This window comes from uncultured Fibrobacter sp. (assembly GCF_947305105.1).
Lineage (GTDB): Bacteria > Fibrobacterota > Fibrobacteria > Fibrobacterales > Fibrobacteraceae > Fibrobacter.
In genome coordinates, this window is sequence record NZ_CAMZCS010000005.1 from 50982 (window position 1) to 65876 (window position 14895).

The window sequence follows — 14895 nt, forward strand, 5'->3', positions numbered from 1 at the left end:
TTCATAAAAAAAAGAATCCCGCAAGACTGCGGGATTCACAAGATTCATGCTTGACTTCGATTAGAAGAAGATGAAGCCGCCCAGCGAGGCAATCATAGGATCGCCGTTGAATCCGCCAAGAGGATCGTTGTAGAAGTTCTTGGCGACGTTCGCTTCGAGGGCGTAGTTGTTGTACTGGAAGCGGACTCCCGTGTCAACCGTCGTTCTGTCGGTGTGGAACGTGATCTTGGAGTAATCCGTCTTGTTCTTGCCTTCGATAGCAGTTGTCGATGCGTAGTTGATCGGAGTCCAAGTGTGGGCTACGCCAGCATGGATGATCCAGCATTTGGTGAGAGCGAGTTCGCCGAGGATGTTCGGAGTCGTGTTGATGCCGAATTCCATAGCGCTTTCACGTTCGTTCTCGATATCGTCATAGATGAAGACGGGGACTTCCGTGTTCAAGCCAATGAGGATTCGGGCGTTTTCAGCACTGAGGACTGTTCCACCGATATTGAAATACGGGTTGAACTTCAGATGAGATTCCGGGTCCGTTTCCGTGACTTCCTTGCCAATATCAGGCTTCGTGGTCGTCGTGAGGTTATGACGGACGAATTCCAAGCCTACAGTCCAGAACACGTCCTTTCCGGACGGGGCATTGGAGAAGCTCACGTTGGCCTTGATGTCGAAGAAGTCTTCGTCATATTCGCCGAGATTTTTTACCTCGTAATCGTTTTCTTCTCGAGTGGTAATCCAATCGACGCTGGCACCCAGCTTGTAGCCGCCCAGGATGAAACCGGCCTTGACGCCGATATCGTCACCGGGTTCGGTCTTGAGGGAATCGGTTTCATTGTCTTCTTTGATGGTTTGTAACGTATTGCCGAGCGATGCGTTAACGCTAATGCCGAAGGACTGCGTTGCAAGACCGGCAGTAAGGAGACCGAGTTCGTTAGAGTTGTCGAAGCCGAGGAAATAGGTCGTAGATTCGCCGAAGGCGACAACGCCGGTCTGGAGAGTCGGTTCAACATAGAACAGCTTGGAGCCGAACATGTCTACCGGAATGCCCATGTTGCCACCAACGGTAGCGGCGGCAGCTTCGTTGCCGACGGCGTTGTAGGAATTGCCATGGAGAACATTGAAACGGTCTGCGGGGGCTGCTTCTGCTGTAGCTTCCGGAGCCGGTTCAGCAACAGGTTCTGGAGCCGGAGCAGGTGCCGGGGCCGGAGCGGGTGCCGGGGCCGGTTCGGCAACGACAGTTTCTTCGGCTGGTTGTTCGGCCGGCTGTTCGGCGTATTGTTCTGCCGGAGCGGTTTGTTCAACCGGAGCAGCCTGTTCTGCAACAGGCTGTTCGGCGGGCTGTGCTGCGGGGGCAGTAGCCGGTGTTGCATTCTGAGCCATTGCTGCAGAGATGGCAACAGCGGTTCCAAGAGTCAAGAGTTTAAGATTCATCTAAATCTCCTTTGTTGATTAAACTAAAAAGAAGATAGTTAAAAAAAAGTTAAATAACAAAAAAAGGTAAAAAAAGACTCTTTTTTACCCCTAAATTATATGGATTATTGTTAAAACTGACTTTTTCGCTTGTCAATCCAGGCCAAAACGGCCTTTTTTGCCTCTTCTGCAAGGATTTCCTTCTTGTTTTTCTTTTTCATCTCAATTTTATGGGGAAGAAGCCCGAAATTGAAGTTCATTGGCTGGAAATTCTCGTTTTCTTCGACAAGACGGTTCATCAAAGAGGCGATGCAGCTTTCTTCGGGGAGCGGGTCGGCCACCCCGTGACGCAACGTCTGGGCCATGTTCCAGGCGGCATACCATCCGGTCGCCACGGCCTCGGTATAACCTTCGGAACCGGTAATCTGACCAGCGAACCAGGTCGGGGGAATTCCTTGGGAACAGGGGAGGTCTGGGCGCAGGCGAAGTGTTGCGTCCAGGAACTTGGGCGACTCGATGAAAGTATTGCGGTGCATGCAGCCGAGGCGTGCGAATTTCGCATTGCGCAAGGCCGGTACCATCGTGAAAATTTCTTTCTGCGTGCCCCATTTCAGGCGCGTCTGGAAACCGACCATGTTGAAAAGGGTCTTTTGCTTGTTCTCGGCACGGAGCTGGATGACGGCATACCACAGGTGCCCGTTGTTGCCTAAACCGAGTCCGATGGGGCGCATGGGGCCGTGACGGAGCGTCTCGTAACCGCGGCGTGCCATTTCCTCGACAGGGAGGCAACCTTCGAACAGTTCGTTCTTTTCGAAGGGGCGTGGTTCCACGGCTTCGGCTTCGCAGAGTTTGCGGACGAATTCCGTGTAGGTTTCCTTGTCAAGCGGGCAGTTGATAAAGTCGGCCGTTTCGCCCTTCTCCCAGCGGTTCATGTAGAACGCATGGTCAAAGTCGATGCTGTCGGCTTCGACAACGGGTGCGATGGCGTCGAAAAAGTGCAGGCGGTTCCCGCCAAGGCGTTTAAAGATGTCGTCGGCGAGGGCGTCGCTGGCCAAAGGGCCTGCGGCCACGAGGGTAGGGCAGTCGCCTTCGAGGCTTGTGACTTCTTCGCGGCGGAGGGTGATGTTGGGGCATTCCGCGATCTTCTTTTCGACCGATTCGCTGAAGATATCGCGGTTGACTGTGAGCGAATCGCCTGCGGGTACCGCCGCTTCGCGTGCGGAATCCAGCAGGAAACTGCCGAGCATCGTGAGTTCCTGTTTCAGGAGCCCATGCGCACTTGTGATTCCCAAAGCCTTGAAACTGTTGGAACAGACGAGCTGGGCCAGATGGCCGTCCCGGTGGGCAGGAGTCTGCTTGACCGGGCGCATCTCGTACAGGTCGACCTTGAAACCACGGCTTGCCAACTGCAGCGCTGCTTCGCAGCCAGCAAGACCACCACCGATAACACGAACACGTTGTGGCTTTGAGGTCAGGGCTTCGCCCCTTTGAGTAATGAGGTCGCTCATTTACCTCACACCTAGTTTGTCACCATCTTGCGATAGCTTTTGGCGTTGCCTATCCAGAGTTTGACAAGCAAATCCTCAAGCGAGGCAGTACTGACACATTCGGGGTCGGCATCTTGGATCTCGTCGGAAATCAGGTTGGCCTGAGTCTGGTTGAGCATGCCGTAGTACAGGGCTTCCATCAGTTGCGAAAGAAATTCCTTCGAAACTTTGGCGATGGCTTCCATGTCGTTCAGTGGGGGCAACTGCGCCGTTTCGGGATGGAACTGGTCCAGGTTGTCCATGGCCCACATGTCCGCAGCCTTGTACATTTCCGGAGAAAGCGACAACTTTTTCAGGAGAGCGCGATAATCGCCCCATTCCTTCTGCGTTGTACGTCCTTTTTTCCGGACACCCTTCAAAAAGGAAAGAACGGTGTAGTACAAGTTCTTTTCTTTTTGGACAGTTTCTTTTGTTGATGCCTGAGTCATGACAACCTAAAACGCTTAGTGCCTAAAGTGCCTCATTCCGGTGAACACCATCGCGATGCCGAATTCGTCGCACTTCTCGATAGAGAGGTCGTCCTTCTTGGAACCACCCGGCTGCACAATGTAGCGCACACCGGCGTCGTGGGCGGCTTCTACGTTGTCCGGGAACGGGAAGAAGGCGTCGGAACCCATCACGACTTCGCCGAAAACCTTGCGTTCCAGCGCCTTGAGTCCGGCCTCGTCAATGAGCTTGCCAGATTCGTCGAAGAACGGCTTGGCTTCTTCCAAACGGGCGACGTTGTCGCGGACACGCGGCTGGCAAAGGCGGAGGTTCGAGTCGATGCGGTTGGGCTGGCCGGGGCCGAGGCCCATCACCTGGAAGTAACCGGGCTTGTATTCGTAGCCCATCACGATAGCGTTAGACTTGGTGTGCTTAGTCACGAGCCAAGTAAAGCGGGCGAGGTCTTCCTTGTTCTTCGGGAACTGGGCCTTCGTTACGCATTCAAACTTTTCGTAGGTGTCCACGTCGCGGTCCTGCACCAGCATGCCGCCGATGACGTGCTTGTACACCTTGCAGTGGGTTGCCTTCTTGATTTCGCCGACTTCGAGGAGGCGGATATCCTTGGACTTGTTCTTGAGGAATTCGAGAGCGTCGTCGTCGAATGCCGGAGCGAGGAGAATTTCCACGAACTTGCCCTTGAGGAACTCGGCCGTCTGGAGGTCGACCTTGCGGGTCACGGCAATCACGGAACCGAACGCCGACACCGGGTCACCTGCCCAGGCGGCTTCCATGGCTTCGCGGAGCGTTTCGCCGGTGGCGAGTCCGCAGGGGTTCATGTGCTTCACGATGACGACTGCGTTGCCGTCGCTGAATTCGCGGGCCATTTCGAGGGCAGCGTCAGCGTCGACGATGTTGTTGTAGGAAAGTTCCTTGCCCCAGAGCTGCTTTGCGGTGGCGAGGCTTGCTTCGGTGCAGGTCGGGTCGCGGTAGAACACAGCGGACTGGTGGGAGTTTTCACCGTAGCGCATCGGCACGGGATCGACAAATTTCAAAACGAGTTCTTCGGACATAAAGTTTCCTTTGATAATTACAGGATGCAATATAGAAAATAGAGGCTAGAGAATAGAGACTTAGAGACTAGTGAATAAGAATCACGCACTTCGTGCGTTAATAACAGACGGCGAAGCCGTGATATTTCTCTCTAGCCTCTAGATCCTAGCCTCTAGATCCTAGAACAAACTTGGTGGCGGATTGTTGTCGTCTAGCCCGGCCAGATTGCGGTCGGCATCGGACATTTGGTTCGGCGGGAGGTTGTCGAGCGGGTCTTCGGGTTCCACAATCAGGTTGTAGTACACGTTGTTCTTGAGTTCGTCCTCGATGTAGAAGAGCGTGCCGCCCATGGCAGAACCGCAACCGGCACATGCGCCCTGGTAACGGATCTTGAGCCGGTTGTCTTCCGTAAGGTCGAGGATTTCCACATCGCCGCCGTCGCCCTGAAGCATTCCACGGACGGACTGGTGCAGCCAGGCCTCAATTTTCTCGATTTTTTCGTGTTTCGCAAGGGCGTTCCACTCGGCGTCCGCCTCGGCACGACCTTCTGCGGTCTGCGTGCGGTACTTGATGCGTTCCATCTTTTCGCGCACGAGGATGGCCGTGCCCTTCTTTTCGGGGTAAGTCTCGAGGATGCGCTTGATGAGCGTATTCATCTGCTTGATTTCGGGAGCGTTTTCGGGGATGGCGCGCACGTCCGGAGTATCGCGGAGTTCAAGTTCCAGGCTCTCGGCCGTAATAGCGCAAGCCTCGTCCACCGTCACCATCTGGATCTTCTTGCAGAACGAGTCGGCGAGGGCGGTGAATATCGGGCCACCATAGGTGAAGAACCGCGTCTCGAGAATCTTGTCGCAGTCCGGGTCTATCATCAAGTAGACCTTGAGGCTTGATTCTTTCACATCGACGAGGGCGAGACCCTTTTCGTCAGCTTCAATTTGGAAAATGGCTCCACGGTACTTGGGGGCCTTGGCGGTCTCCTGCACCTTCTGGGAGAGGTTTGCACACAATTCTTCGCTCATGATGCGGCCAAATGTAGAATTTTTTAGGCGCGAGGCGCGAGGCACGAGGCTCGGGAAGAGAGCGGTGAGCCATGAGCAGTGAGTTTTTTGATGATTAGTAAGCAGTTAAAGGATAAATCCAGAATTCATCACTTCCTACTGTCTACTAGTACTCTCGCTACGCTCAAGTACCAAATGCTCGGCTCGGCCATGTTCAAGCAAGCTTGACCGCGGCGCTCGCCTTACGCATTTGTCCTACTTCCTACTGTCTACTGTCTACTTCCTACAGTCTACCTACTGCACATCCACGGTCACCTTATACATCGCCTTGCCTTTATACCCGGAGAGTTCGCCTGCCGGAGCGGTAAGGACCTTGATGTTCTTCTTGGTGACGCCGTTTTGCTGCATCAGCACTTTGAGCAAGTCTTCGTCGCGCTTGCTTGCGAGTGTGGCCAGTTCGGTTTTCAGTTTTTTCTCATCAATATCTGCGGCATGTTCATTGGCGTAGGCCTTGAAGGCTTCGTCGCTGTCCTTGATTTCGAGGATAGCACGTTCGTCAAGTTCGTTCAGCGTCTGCTTGCCCTGCGACTGCTTGTAGAACTCTGTCTTGAGCATGTGCTGCTTGTTCCTCTTTGCAGCCCTGTTCGGGTTGTAGTACTGCGTAAAGATGAGCTTGAGCTTCGGGTCGTTGGCCAGGACCTCGGTCATCTTGGAAGCCTTGGCGTATTGCTCGCTCGTGAAGGTCGCACTCTTGACATCGATGAGAATTTCGTCGTTATTGCCGAGGTCAAGACCGACCATGCCGGCACCTGTCGTGGCGACATTGCCCACAACCTTCAGCGGGGATACCGCGACCTTGATAATCAGGTTCATCACGGTCTTCCAGATAATCTTCAGCACAGAGAACTCCGGGTCCTTCATGTTGCCCTTGACCGGGATATCGAACTGGATCTTGTCGTTCTTGTCTTTAAGGATGTAAAGGCCGACCTTCATCGGGACTGTGAATTCCGGATTGACAGAATTGTCTTTGTCACCGACGTCAATATTGTAGATGTCGATGGTGTTCTTGCTTTCCAGGTTGAAGTCCTGAATCTTGTTCTCGCTCGCGAAGGCCATCGTGCCAGCGCTGATGGGGTAGCCAGTGTAGTGGAGGCTGTAGTTGCTGAAGTGCTTCAGGGCGAGGTTCTTCACGCTGATGTAGGCGTCCATTGTGCCGATGTCGCTCAAAGCACCTTTGTACTTGACCGAGACGCTGCCACCTTCGGGGAACGATGCTGTGACGTTTACGGTGCACGGGGTGTCGAAATTGATGTTCGAGCCATTCACCGTAATGCCGCTCACCGTGTAGTTGAACGGCTTCGTGAGAGTCTGGTCGTTTGCGCTGACCTTGGTGTTGTGGACGTAGAGCTTGCCGACCTTGGCGACCATCTTCTTGGCTGGTTCAGGCTTCGCTTCCTCGGCCTTGGCCGTGGTGTCAGGGGCGCTACTGTCAGCCGGAGCGGCGGACTTTTTGTTCAGCGGGGCAAGCAGCACGTCGATGTTTGTCTTGCCGTCCTTGTACATGTCCATGTGGGCGTAGGCCCCGTCAACAATCACCGAGTCAATGATGAACGTATTCTCGTTCAAGTTCGCCTTGCCGATGCCGACACCGACATGCTTAACTCCGATAGTCTTGCCGCTTGTTTCGGTCAAAACAACGTTGTCTACGGAAACGATGCCGCCCACGTTGCTTGAAAGCACGTCGTTAAGGTTGCCCGCGACAGAAATGTCGGTGGATACGCTACCACTGAAGTCCTTGTAAGCGATAAAGTCGTTCAGATAGGGCTTGCCACAGGCCAGTGCGAAGTCCTTGAGGCCCACGTTCACGTTGAAATCGTTCGTCGCCGCATTGACGGACACTTTGACGTTCAAATCGCCGCCGTCGGCAAACTTGAGGCTCACGCCTACGTCGGTCTGTTTATTGCTCAGGTAGACAGCCGGGATGGCGATGCCGAAATCCTTGATATGAATTTTAGAGCCGATTTTCGTGTCTTCATATATAATGTTGCCGTTCTCGAACACGATATTCTTGACGGAAATGCTGACCGGGAGGCCTTTCGCGATTTCGGCGGCGTTGACCATGCCGGTATCGGATGCAGCCGTGTCAACGGCGACCGTGTCGGGGGAGGTTGAGTCCGCTTTGGCGAGAAAATCCAAGATATCGCTGAAGTTGAACTTGTCCCCATTTTGCGTGACATGCACAAAGAGACCTTTCATGTAGATTTCGCTGACAGCGGCCGTCCTGGTCACAATCTTGAGCGGGTCCACATTGATGCGGAACTTGTCAAAGGAGACAAAAGGCGTTGTTCCGTCCTGCTCCAGCAAGGCAAATTTGTCGACATTCACGGTAAACGTGAACGGATTGAGGCTTACGCTCTCAATCGCCATTTTTCGACCGATAAACTCTTCGGAATGGGCTACTACGTAATCCTTGATGAATCCCGGGGCGAATTTGAGGGCCGCGAGAACGAGGACAATCAAGGCGACAAGGGAAATCAGGATAATCTTAATAGCTTTTTTCATGCCAATTAATCTAGAAAAAACCAGTATTCTCTTTTATAAAGCAACTCATATGGAAGGCAAAAGAATTGTATATTAAAGAAAAATGATTAATTCCACGCCAATCCTAACCACCAACCACTAACCACTGTCTACTTCCTACTTCCAACTACCAACTAATATGATTTCCCTCGCACTCACACGTTTTGAAAAAGTTTTCCCTGCAAATCTCAAAGGCAAGCGCCTCGGTGCCGTCCTTCATCCGGCATCCGTCCTCCCGGATTTGCGCTATACTCTCGACCTTCTTAAGGAATACGACGGTAAACTCTTTAAACTTTCGGCGCTTTTTGGCCCGCAACACGGCATCAAGGGGCACACCCAGGACAACATGATCGAATGGGAAGGCTACACCGACCCCGAACTGGGTATTCCCGTTTATAGCTTGTACGGCGAACACCGCGAACCGACTCCTGAAATGCTCAGCCACGTGGACATGATGCTCGTGGATTTGCAAGATGTGGGCGCACGCTATTACACGTTTATCTGGACGCTTTTCCTCTGCATGAAGGCCTGCGAGAAGGCCGGCATCCCTGTCATTGTGGTGGACCGCCCGAACCCCATCAACTGCGTAGACGAAGAAGGCCCGGTATTGGATCTCGATTACACGAGTTTTGTGGGGCTCCACAGCATCCGCACGCGCCATGCGAAAACGATTGGCGAACTTGCGGTGCAGTTCAAGGAAGAACGCTTCCCGAAGTGCGAACTCTATGTGCTCGGCATGGAAGGCTACGACAAAAAGATGTGGTACGACCAGACGGGACTCCCGTGGATTCTGCCGAGCCCGAACATGCCCACGCTCGATACCGCCATCGTTTACCCGGGCATGTGTCTGTTCGAGGCGACCAACGTGAGCGAAGGCCGTGGCACCACGCGCCCCTTCGAGATTTTCGGTGCGCCGTTCATCGATGCAGTCAAGCTCTGCAAGTACATGAACGGGCTTAAGCTCCCCGGAGTTTACTTCCGCGAGAACTACTTCCAGCCCACATTCCACAAGGGTGCTGGCCAGATTTGCGGGGGCGCGCAGATCCACGTGCTCGACCGCGACAAGTTCCGCAGTTTCGACATGGCGGTGAAGCTTTTGCAGTACATCTTCAACGAGTATCCGAACGATTTTGCCTGGAAGCAACCGCCTTACGAATATGAATTCAAGAAGTTGCCCATCGACATTTTGCTCGGCAACGGCACGTTCCGCAAGGAATTCATAGAGAGTATTATTTAACCAAGGAGACCACATGACTGAACAGAAAAACGGAAAATTTGAAATGCCCGCCCTCCCGTACGCGGGCGCAGACCTGGCCCCGGCTCTGAGCGCGGAGACCATCGAGTTCCACTACGGAAAGCACCTGCAGACCTACCTCAACAACCTGAACGCGGCCCTCCCGGGTAGCGCCTTCGAAGGCAAGTCGCTCGAAGACATCGTGAAGACTGCTGAAGGCGGCGTTTTCAATAATGCGGGCCAGTTCCTGAACCACTCCATGTACTTCTTGCAGTTTGCCGCCCCGAAGGCTGACAACGCCCCGACGGGTAAGATTGCGGATGCCATCGCTCGCGACTTCGGCTCCTTCGAGAAGTTTCAGGAAGAATTCCAGGCGAAAGGTGCTGGCCTCTTCGGTTCCGGCTGGGTCTGGCTCTCCACCGATGCATCGGGCAAACTCGTGATTACGCAGGAAGGCAACGCCCAGAATCCGCTCACCAAGGGCCTCAAGCCGCTGTTGACCTTCGACGTGTGGGAACACGCCTACTACATTGACTACCGCAACCGCCGTCCGGATTACCTCAAGGCGCTGTGGAGTATCGTCAATTGGGACGAAATCAATAACCGTCTTGGCTAATTTCTTGCCTATGGAGTGTCAATAACTCCTTACAAAAAGTCCCGGATTCTAAATCCGGGGCCTTTTAAATTTATAGGAGATCCCCGCTCGGAGGCGGGGATGACAAATTAGGGCTTAACCCTCAACCTTCGGAAGCTGGGCGAGGCTCTTCGCGATGTCTTCATCCGTCGGGATGTAGTCGTTCATTTCGCCGTCGTTGAACTTCTGGTAGGCGACCATGTCGAAGTAACCTGTGCCGGTGAGGCCGAACACGATGTTCTTGGCCTGGCCGTTTTCCTTGCACTTGAGGGCTTCGTCGATCGTCGCGCGGATGGCGTGGCTGGATTCCGGAGCCGGGAGGATGCCTTCGGTCTGGGCGAAGAGCTTGGCGGCTTCGAACACCTTGGTCTGTTCCACGGACGTTGCACGCATCAGGCCCTGATCGTAGAGTTCAGAGAGGATGCTGCTCATGCCGTGGTAGCGGAGGCCACCGGCGTGGTTGGCAGACGGGATGAAACTGGAGCCCAGCGTGTACATCTTGGCGAGCGGGCAGACCTTGCCGGTATCGCAGAAGTCGTAGGCGTACTTACCGCGGGTGAAGCTCGGGCAGCTTGCCGGTTCCACGGCGAGAATGTCGTAGTCGGCTTCGCCACGGAGCTTTTCACCGACGAACGGGCTGATAAGGCCACCGAGGTTGGAACCACCGCCGGCGCAACCGATGATGAGGTCGGCCTTCACGCCGATCTTGTCGAGGGCGGCCTTCGTCTCGAGACCGATGACGGACTGGTGCAGCAGCACCTGGTTCAGCACGGAACCGAGAACGTAGCGGTAACCCGGCTGCTTCACGGCGGCTTCAACGGCTTCGGAAATGGCGCAGCCGAGGCTACCCGTGGTGCCCGGGAATTCGGCGTTGATCTTCTTGCCGATTTCGGTGGTCATGGACGGGGACGGGGTGACGCTTGCACCGTAGGTGCGCATGACTTCGCGGCGGAACGGCTTCTGCTCGTAAGAAACCTTCACCATATAGACCTGGCAGTCAATGCCGAAGAAGGCCGATGCCATCGAGAGGGCGGTGCCCCACTGGCCTGCACCCGTTTCGGTGGTCACACCCTTGAGGCCTTGCTTCTTGGCGTAGTAGGCCTGGGCGATGGCGGAGTTGAGCTTGTGGGAACCCGAGGTGTTGTTGCCTTCGAACTTGTAGTAGATGTGGGCCGGAGTGCCGAGGGCCTGTTCGAGGAAGTAGGCGCGGACCAGCGGCGACGGACGGTACATCTTGTAGAACGTGAGAATGTCTTCGGGAATTTCGAAGAAGCGGGTGTCGTTGTCGAGTTCCTGCTTGATGAGCTCGTCGCAGAACACGGGCTGCAGGTCTTCGAAAGTCACGGGCTTGCCGGTACCCGGGTTCAGGAGCGGTGCGGGCTTTTTCTTCATGTCGGCACGTACGTTGTACCATGCCTTCGGGAGTTCGTTTTCTTCGAGGTAAGTCTTGACCGGGCCGTCGAGTTTGAGAGAGTTTCTCATTTTATTTTCCTTTCTTTGTTGTAGTGAGCATCCGTTTCAGGTTCTTGCCGGGTATCCAAAATTTTTGCAAAAAAATTGGCTCCCTTTGAGGAGCCTGCTTCTTTTTGAATACCGTAGCAAAAATACCAGACTCCTAACTATAGGGCCTGCCACCACCAGAAGTTGATGCTTGCTACGAATTTCATGTGCCGAAATATACCTAAAAATGGGCTTTTTGGCAAAAAAGAAATGTAAAAAAACGTTTATGTGCGCTTGTTTGCCCAAAAAAGGGAATTGTTCATTTGTTTTTTTTGGCAAAATAGATTATCTTGATTAAATATCTCTTACTTCATTTAGCTTTTTCCATTTTCGCATTCACAGGTACGATTTATGGCTATAGACAACAGACTTTTTACGGGACAGTATTCCTCCTTCGGCGAGGAAAAAATCGAGCACACTCTCTCGGCGACTTCCAAGATCATGCCGTTGCATCCGGGTAACAGACGCCCGAGCATCCATCGTACACCGCGAAAACCGGTGCATAAATAACAAACGGAACATTTTTTTCGGGGCAATACAGAAGATGCGATAATTTTTTAATTTTATCGCATGGAATCCTATTTCTTTATCGGTGTTGCGGGCGTGGGCATGAGTGCCATTGCCCAGTATCTTGTTGGCAAGGGTGTTTCTATCAGCGGGTCCGACCGTCAATTTGGCGAGTTCCTTGCCGGTAAAACGGAAAAGCCGCTCGTCATGGGCCAGCTCGAAGATTGCGGGGTCAGGTGCTTTGCGCAGGACGGTTCGGGCATAACAGATGGCCTGACCGCCGTGGTGGTGAGCACCGCCATCGAGGATACGAATCCCGACCTCAAGCGCGCCAAGGAACTTGGAATCCCGGTGATGCACCGCAGCGAAATGCTCGCGAAGATTTCGAAAGAGGCAAAAACCATCGCCGTGAGCGGCACCAGTGGCAAGTCCACCGTGACCGCGATGATTTACCATATCTTGCAGTATGCCGGCCTCCAGCCCTCCGTGATGACGGGTGCTGGCCTCGTGAACCTGCAAAAAGAAGGCAAGATTGGCAACGCCGTGAGCGGCAAGGGCGAATGGCTTGTGGTCGAAGCCGACGAAAGCGACGGGACGCTCGTACGCTACGAACCCGAAATTGGGCTTATCCTGAACGTCGACAAGGACCACAAGGAAATGAGCGAGCTTCAGGAAATCTTCCTCAAGTTCAGCCACAACATCCTCGACAACGGGAAAATCCTCATCGTAAACGACGCGCACCCGCTTGCCAAGAAGTTCAGTGCGGGCCGCGAATTTGATTTTGGCTTCGAAAGCTACGTGGGCGTGCAGGGCACCGACTTCAAGTCTGTCGGCACCTCCATCCAGTTCCGCGTGCGCCACAAGGCCGAACTCGTGAAATTCATCGTGCCGCTTCCGGGTAAGCACAACATGGAAAATGCGCTCGCCGCGACGGCTGCCGCCTTGTTTACGGGAGTTTCCCTGCATACCTGTGCCGATGCTCTGGCCACTTTCCCCGGCGTGTTCCGCCGTCACCAGATTTTGGGGACGTTCAACGGGGTCACGCTCGTGGACGACTTCGCGCACAACCCTGCCAAGATTGCAGCCAGCATCAAGAGCGCCCAGGACTTTACCGATGGCCGCGTGATTGCCTGGTTCCAGCCGCACGGTTTCGGTCCTACGCGATTCCTGCGCAACGACCTTGTAGAATTCATCTCGAAGACGCTCCGTCCCAAAGATTTTGATGACGACCGCGACAACGACATGATGTTCTTTAGCGAAATCTACTATGCCGGCGGTACCGTTACCCGCGATATCAGTGCGGGCGACCTCGCCGACGACCTGTTGCTGAAGGGCTGTGAAGCCATCTACATCGAAAACCGCGATGAATGCGCCAAGAAAATGGTGGAATGTGCCCAGCCGGGCGACACGATTCTGCTGATGGGTGCACGTGACCCCAGTTTGCAGGCATTCGCTCAATCTGTCCAGAAACTCCTTGAATCACGATGAACGGTGAATCATGCTCCTGTTTAGGCCCCCACTTCTTACGGACAGGGATGCTGCGGCAAAGGCGGTGGCTGAATCGGGCTACAATGGGAGCGATGCTGGATTTGCGAATGTTTACCTGCTGCGCAAAAAATACGGCACGCTGATTGCCCTGCAAGAGGGTTTCCTGTTCCGCTACTACAATGGGGAAGGGAGCCGCCGGGGCTATGCTTTCCCGCTAGGAGCTGGCGCCCTATCCAAGGCGCTTGAGCTGATTGCTGAAGACGCCCGTGAATCGGGCCGACCGTTGGAATTCTGCCTGGTCAACGAGCCCCGGGCACAGATTTTGCGAGAATATTTTAATACGAAAGCTGGGGCGAACAGCGCGGAACCCGCCCTCCATTTCGAAAACAACCGCGGCGACAGCGACTACATCTATTCGGCGGAAATCCTCGCAACGCTCCCCGGCAGCGATTACCGCAAGAAACGCAACCATATCTCGCGCTTTACGCGCACCTACGGGCAGTTCGAACTGCGCGCAATGACTCCGGCAAACATTTCCGACGCCTTAGAAATCGAAAAGCGTTGGCTGAATGATGACGGCGAAACGGCTCTGGAAAATACCGATTGCGAAACGCCGTGCGATTGTGCGGAAGCCGCTCTGGCGGAACGCTCCGAAGACGAAAAATCGCGTATGGCGGAATACTGCGCCATCGTGGAGGCGCTGGAAAACTTTGATGCGCTCGGCATGAAGGGCGGCGTGCTGTATGTCGAAGGCAAACCTGTCGGCATGACGATCGCTTCTGAAATCGCCCCTGCTGTGTGGGACATCCATTTCGAGAAAGTTATCGGCGAATATGCGGACAACGGCGGGTATGCCGTCATCAACAAACTCTTTGCTGAACACCTTGTGGCTGCAGGGGCGACGCTCATCAACCGCGAAGAAGACATTGGGCTTGAAGGCCTCCGCAAAGCCAAACTCTCGTACTATCCGCAGACGATTCTCGATAAAACACATGTTAGAGTGGGGGAGTGATGCTTTCCCGCGTTCTTTCAAAACAATCCTGTGCCGCCTGCAAGTTCTGCTGTTCATTCCGCCGGCAGAGCCTCTGGGAAACTCCGCTTTTCCCGCCCGAGGTCGTTGAAAAACTGAGCAAGCCCAACGATTACGGCGTAGTGGGGGAGTTTGCGACAGTCGAGACCCCGCAGGGCCCATCTGCTGGCCGCCTGGTTCTTGAAGACAAATTCCGCACCGACGACCCCGAAGAAGAAGTCCCCTGTACCTTCCTCGATCCGCACAAAGGCTGCATCTTGAAAGCAGAAGACAAACCCTTCGATTGTTCCATCTGGCCTCTCCGCGTTATGAATAAGGGGGGCGAACTCGTCATCGCACTCACGCCCACATGCCCGACTATCGGCGCGATTCCCCGGCCCGAACTGGTTGAACTCGTCAAGAACGGGCTCGGAGCAAAGATTTTCGAGTACGCCAAAACGCATCCCTACATTATAAAGGAATACCGCGAAGGTTTTCCGATTATTTATCTTTAGCCC

The 14895-nt window shown here is 54.2% G+C and carries 12 protein-coding genes; 5 read left to right on the forward strand and 7 right to left on the reverse strand.

From position 1 onward, the window contains the following. Nucleotides 1–60: 60 nt before the first annotated feature. The 6 genes from Q0Y46_RS03765 to Q0Y46_RS03790 form a co-directional block, all read right to left on the reverse strand. The gene (locus Q0Y46_RS03765) at nt 61–1425 is read right to left on the reverse strand and encodes a hypothetical protein (RefSeq protein ID WP_295684213.1); all 1365 of its coding nucleotides are present in this window, start codon (nt 1423–1425) and stop codon (nt 61–63) included. A gap of 110 nt (nt 1426–1535) precedes the next feature. Continuing rightward, the gene (trmFO, locus tag Q0Y46_RS03770; protein ID WP_297945074.1) at nt 1536–2912 is read right to left on the reverse strand and encodes a methylenetetrahydrofolate--tRNA-(uracil(54)-C(5))-methyltransferase (FADH(2)-oxidizing) TrmFO; all 1377 of its coding nucleotides are present in this window, start codon (nt 2910–2912) and stop codon (nt 1536–1538) included. Nucleotides 2913–2923: 11 nt separating this feature from the next. Continuing rightward, nucleotides 2924–3379 carry a hypothetical protein gene (locus Q0Y46_RS03775; RefSeq protein WP_297945077.1) on the reverse strand — a complete coding sequence of 152 codons (456 nt, stop codon included), beginning with the start codon at nt 3377–3379 and terminating at the stop codon, nt 2924–2926. A 15-nt stretch (nt 3380–3394) separates the two neighbouring features. Beyond that, the gene (locus Q0Y46_RS03780) at nt 3395–4447 is read right to left on the reverse strand and encodes an IMP cyclohydrolase (RefSeq protein WP_295684220.1); all 1053 of its coding nucleotides are present in this window, start codon (nt 4445–4447) and stop codon (nt 3395–3397) included. Nucleotides 4448–4606: 159 nt separating this feature from the next. Next, on the reverse strand, nt 4607–5446 hold the full coding sequence (locus tag Q0Y46_RS03785) for a NifU family protein (protein WP_297945080.1): 840 nt from the start codon (nt 5444–5446) through the stop codon (nt 4607–4609). 273 nt (nt 5447–5719) lie between these two features. Next, a complete protein-coding gene (locus Q0Y46_RS03790) occupies nt 5720–7987 on the reverse strand; it encodes a DUF748 domain-containing protein (protein WP_297945083.1) in 2268 nt (755 codons plus the stop codon). Nucleotides 7988–8144: 157 nt separating this feature from the next. Here Q0Y46_RS03790 and Q0Y46_RS03795 point away from each other — a divergent pair, with 157 nt between their 5' ends. Both Q0Y46_RS03795 and Q0Y46_RS03800 read left to right on the forward strand, forming a co-directional pair. Continuing rightward, a complete protein-coding gene (locus tag Q0Y46_RS03795; RefSeq protein WP_297945086.1) occupies nt 8145–9242 on the forward strand; it encodes a DUF1343 domain-containing protein in 1098 nt (365 codons plus the stop codon). Nucleotides 9243–9255: 13 nt separating this feature from the next. After that, nucleotides 9256–9855, forward strand: a complete 600-nt coding sequence (locus Q0Y46_RS03800; RefSeq protein ID WP_297945089.1) for a superoxide dismutase — start codon at nt 9256–9258, stop codon at nt 9853–9855. Nucleotides 9856–9969: 114 nt separating this feature from the next. Here the strand turns inward: Q0Y46_RS03800 and Q0Y46_RS03805 are convergent, their stop codons facing one another. Continuing rightward, nucleotides 9970–11355, reverse strand: a complete 1386-nt coding sequence (locus Q0Y46_RS03805; protein WP_297945094.1) for a TrpB-like pyridoxal phosphate-dependent enzyme — start codon at nt 11353–11355, stop codon at nt 9970–9972. A 588-nt stretch (nt 11356–11943) separates the two neighbouring features. Here Q0Y46_RS03805 and Q0Y46_RS03810 point away from each other — a divergent pair. Genes Q0Y46_RS03810 through Q0Y46_RS03820 form a run of 3 tightly spaced genes read left to right on the forward strand, consistent with a single transcriptional unit; the run spans nt 11944 to nt 14892 of the window. Next, the gene (locus tag Q0Y46_RS03810) at nt 11944–13368 is read left to right on the forward strand and encodes a Mur ligase family protein (protein WP_297945097.1); all 1425 of its coding nucleotides are present in this window, start codon (nt 11944–11946) and stop codon (nt 13366–13368) included. A 10-nt stretch (nt 13369–13378) separates the two neighbouring features. Then, nucleotides 13379–14380, forward strand: coding sequence for a phosphatidylglycerol lysyltransferase domain-containing protein (locus tag Q0Y46_RS03815; RefSeq protein WP_297945100.1), 1002 nt, complete (start codon nt 13379–13381; stop codon nt 14378–14380). Further along, nucleotides 14380–14892, forward strand: a complete 513-nt coding sequence (locus Q0Y46_RS03820) for a hypothetical protein (RefSeq protein ID WP_297945103.1) — start codon at nt 14380–14382, stop codon at nt 14890–14892. The genes Q0Y46_RS03815 and Q0Y46_RS03820 overlap by 1 nt, the downstream gene beginning before the upstream one ends. Nucleotides 14893–14895 lie beyond the last annotated feature (3 nt).

Coding starts and splice junctions, on each gene's coding strand:
- Q0Y46_RS03775 (WP_297945077.1), bottom strand. CDS start 3,379: ATGACTCAGGCATCAACAAAAGAAACTGTCCAAAAAGAAAAGAACTTG.
- Q0Y46_RS03790 (WP_297945083.1), bottom strand. CDS start 7,987: ATGAAAAAAGCTATTAAGATTATCCTGATTTCCCTTGTCGCCTTGATT.
- Q0Y46_RS03810 (WP_297945097.1), top strand. CDS start 11,944: ATGGAATCCTATTTCTTTATCGGTGTTGCGGGCGTGGGCATGAGTGCC.
- Q0Y46_RS03805 (WP_297945094.1), bottom strand. CDS start 11,355: ATGAGAAACTCTCTCAAACTCGACGGCCCGGTCAAGACTTACCTCGAA.
- Q0Y46_RS03800 (WP_297945089.1), top strand. CDS start 9,256: ATGACTGAACAGAAAAACGGAAAATTTGAAATGCCCGCCCTCCCGTAC.
- Q0Y46_RS03785 (WP_297945080.1), bottom strand. CDS start 5,446: ATGAGCGAAGAATTGTGTGCAAACCTCTCCCAGAAGGTGCAGGAGACC.
- Q0Y46_RS03765 (WP_295684213.1), bottom strand. CDS start 1,425: ATGAATCTTAAACTCTTGACTCTTGGAACCGCTGTTGCCATCTCTGCA.
- Q0Y46_RS03815 (WP_297945100.1), top strand. CDS start 13,379: ATGCTCCTGTTTAGGCCCCCACTTCTTACGGACAGGGATGCTGCGGCA.
- Q0Y46_RS03820 (WP_297945103.1), top strand. CDS start 14,380: ATGCTTTCCCGCGTTCTTTCAAAACAATCCTGTGCCGCCTGCAAGTTC.
- Q0Y46_RS03795 (WP_297945086.1), top strand. CDS start 8,145: ATGATTTCCCTCGCACTCACACGTTTTGAAAAAGTTTTCCCTGCAAAT.
- Q0Y46_RS03780 (WP_295684220.1), bottom strand. CDS start 4,447: ATGTCCGAAGAACTCGTTTTGAAATTTGTCGATCCCGTGCCGATGCGC.
- trmFO (WP_297945074.1), bottom strand. CDS start 2,912: ATGAGCGACCTCATTACTCAAAGGGGCGAAGCCCTGACCTCAAAGCCA.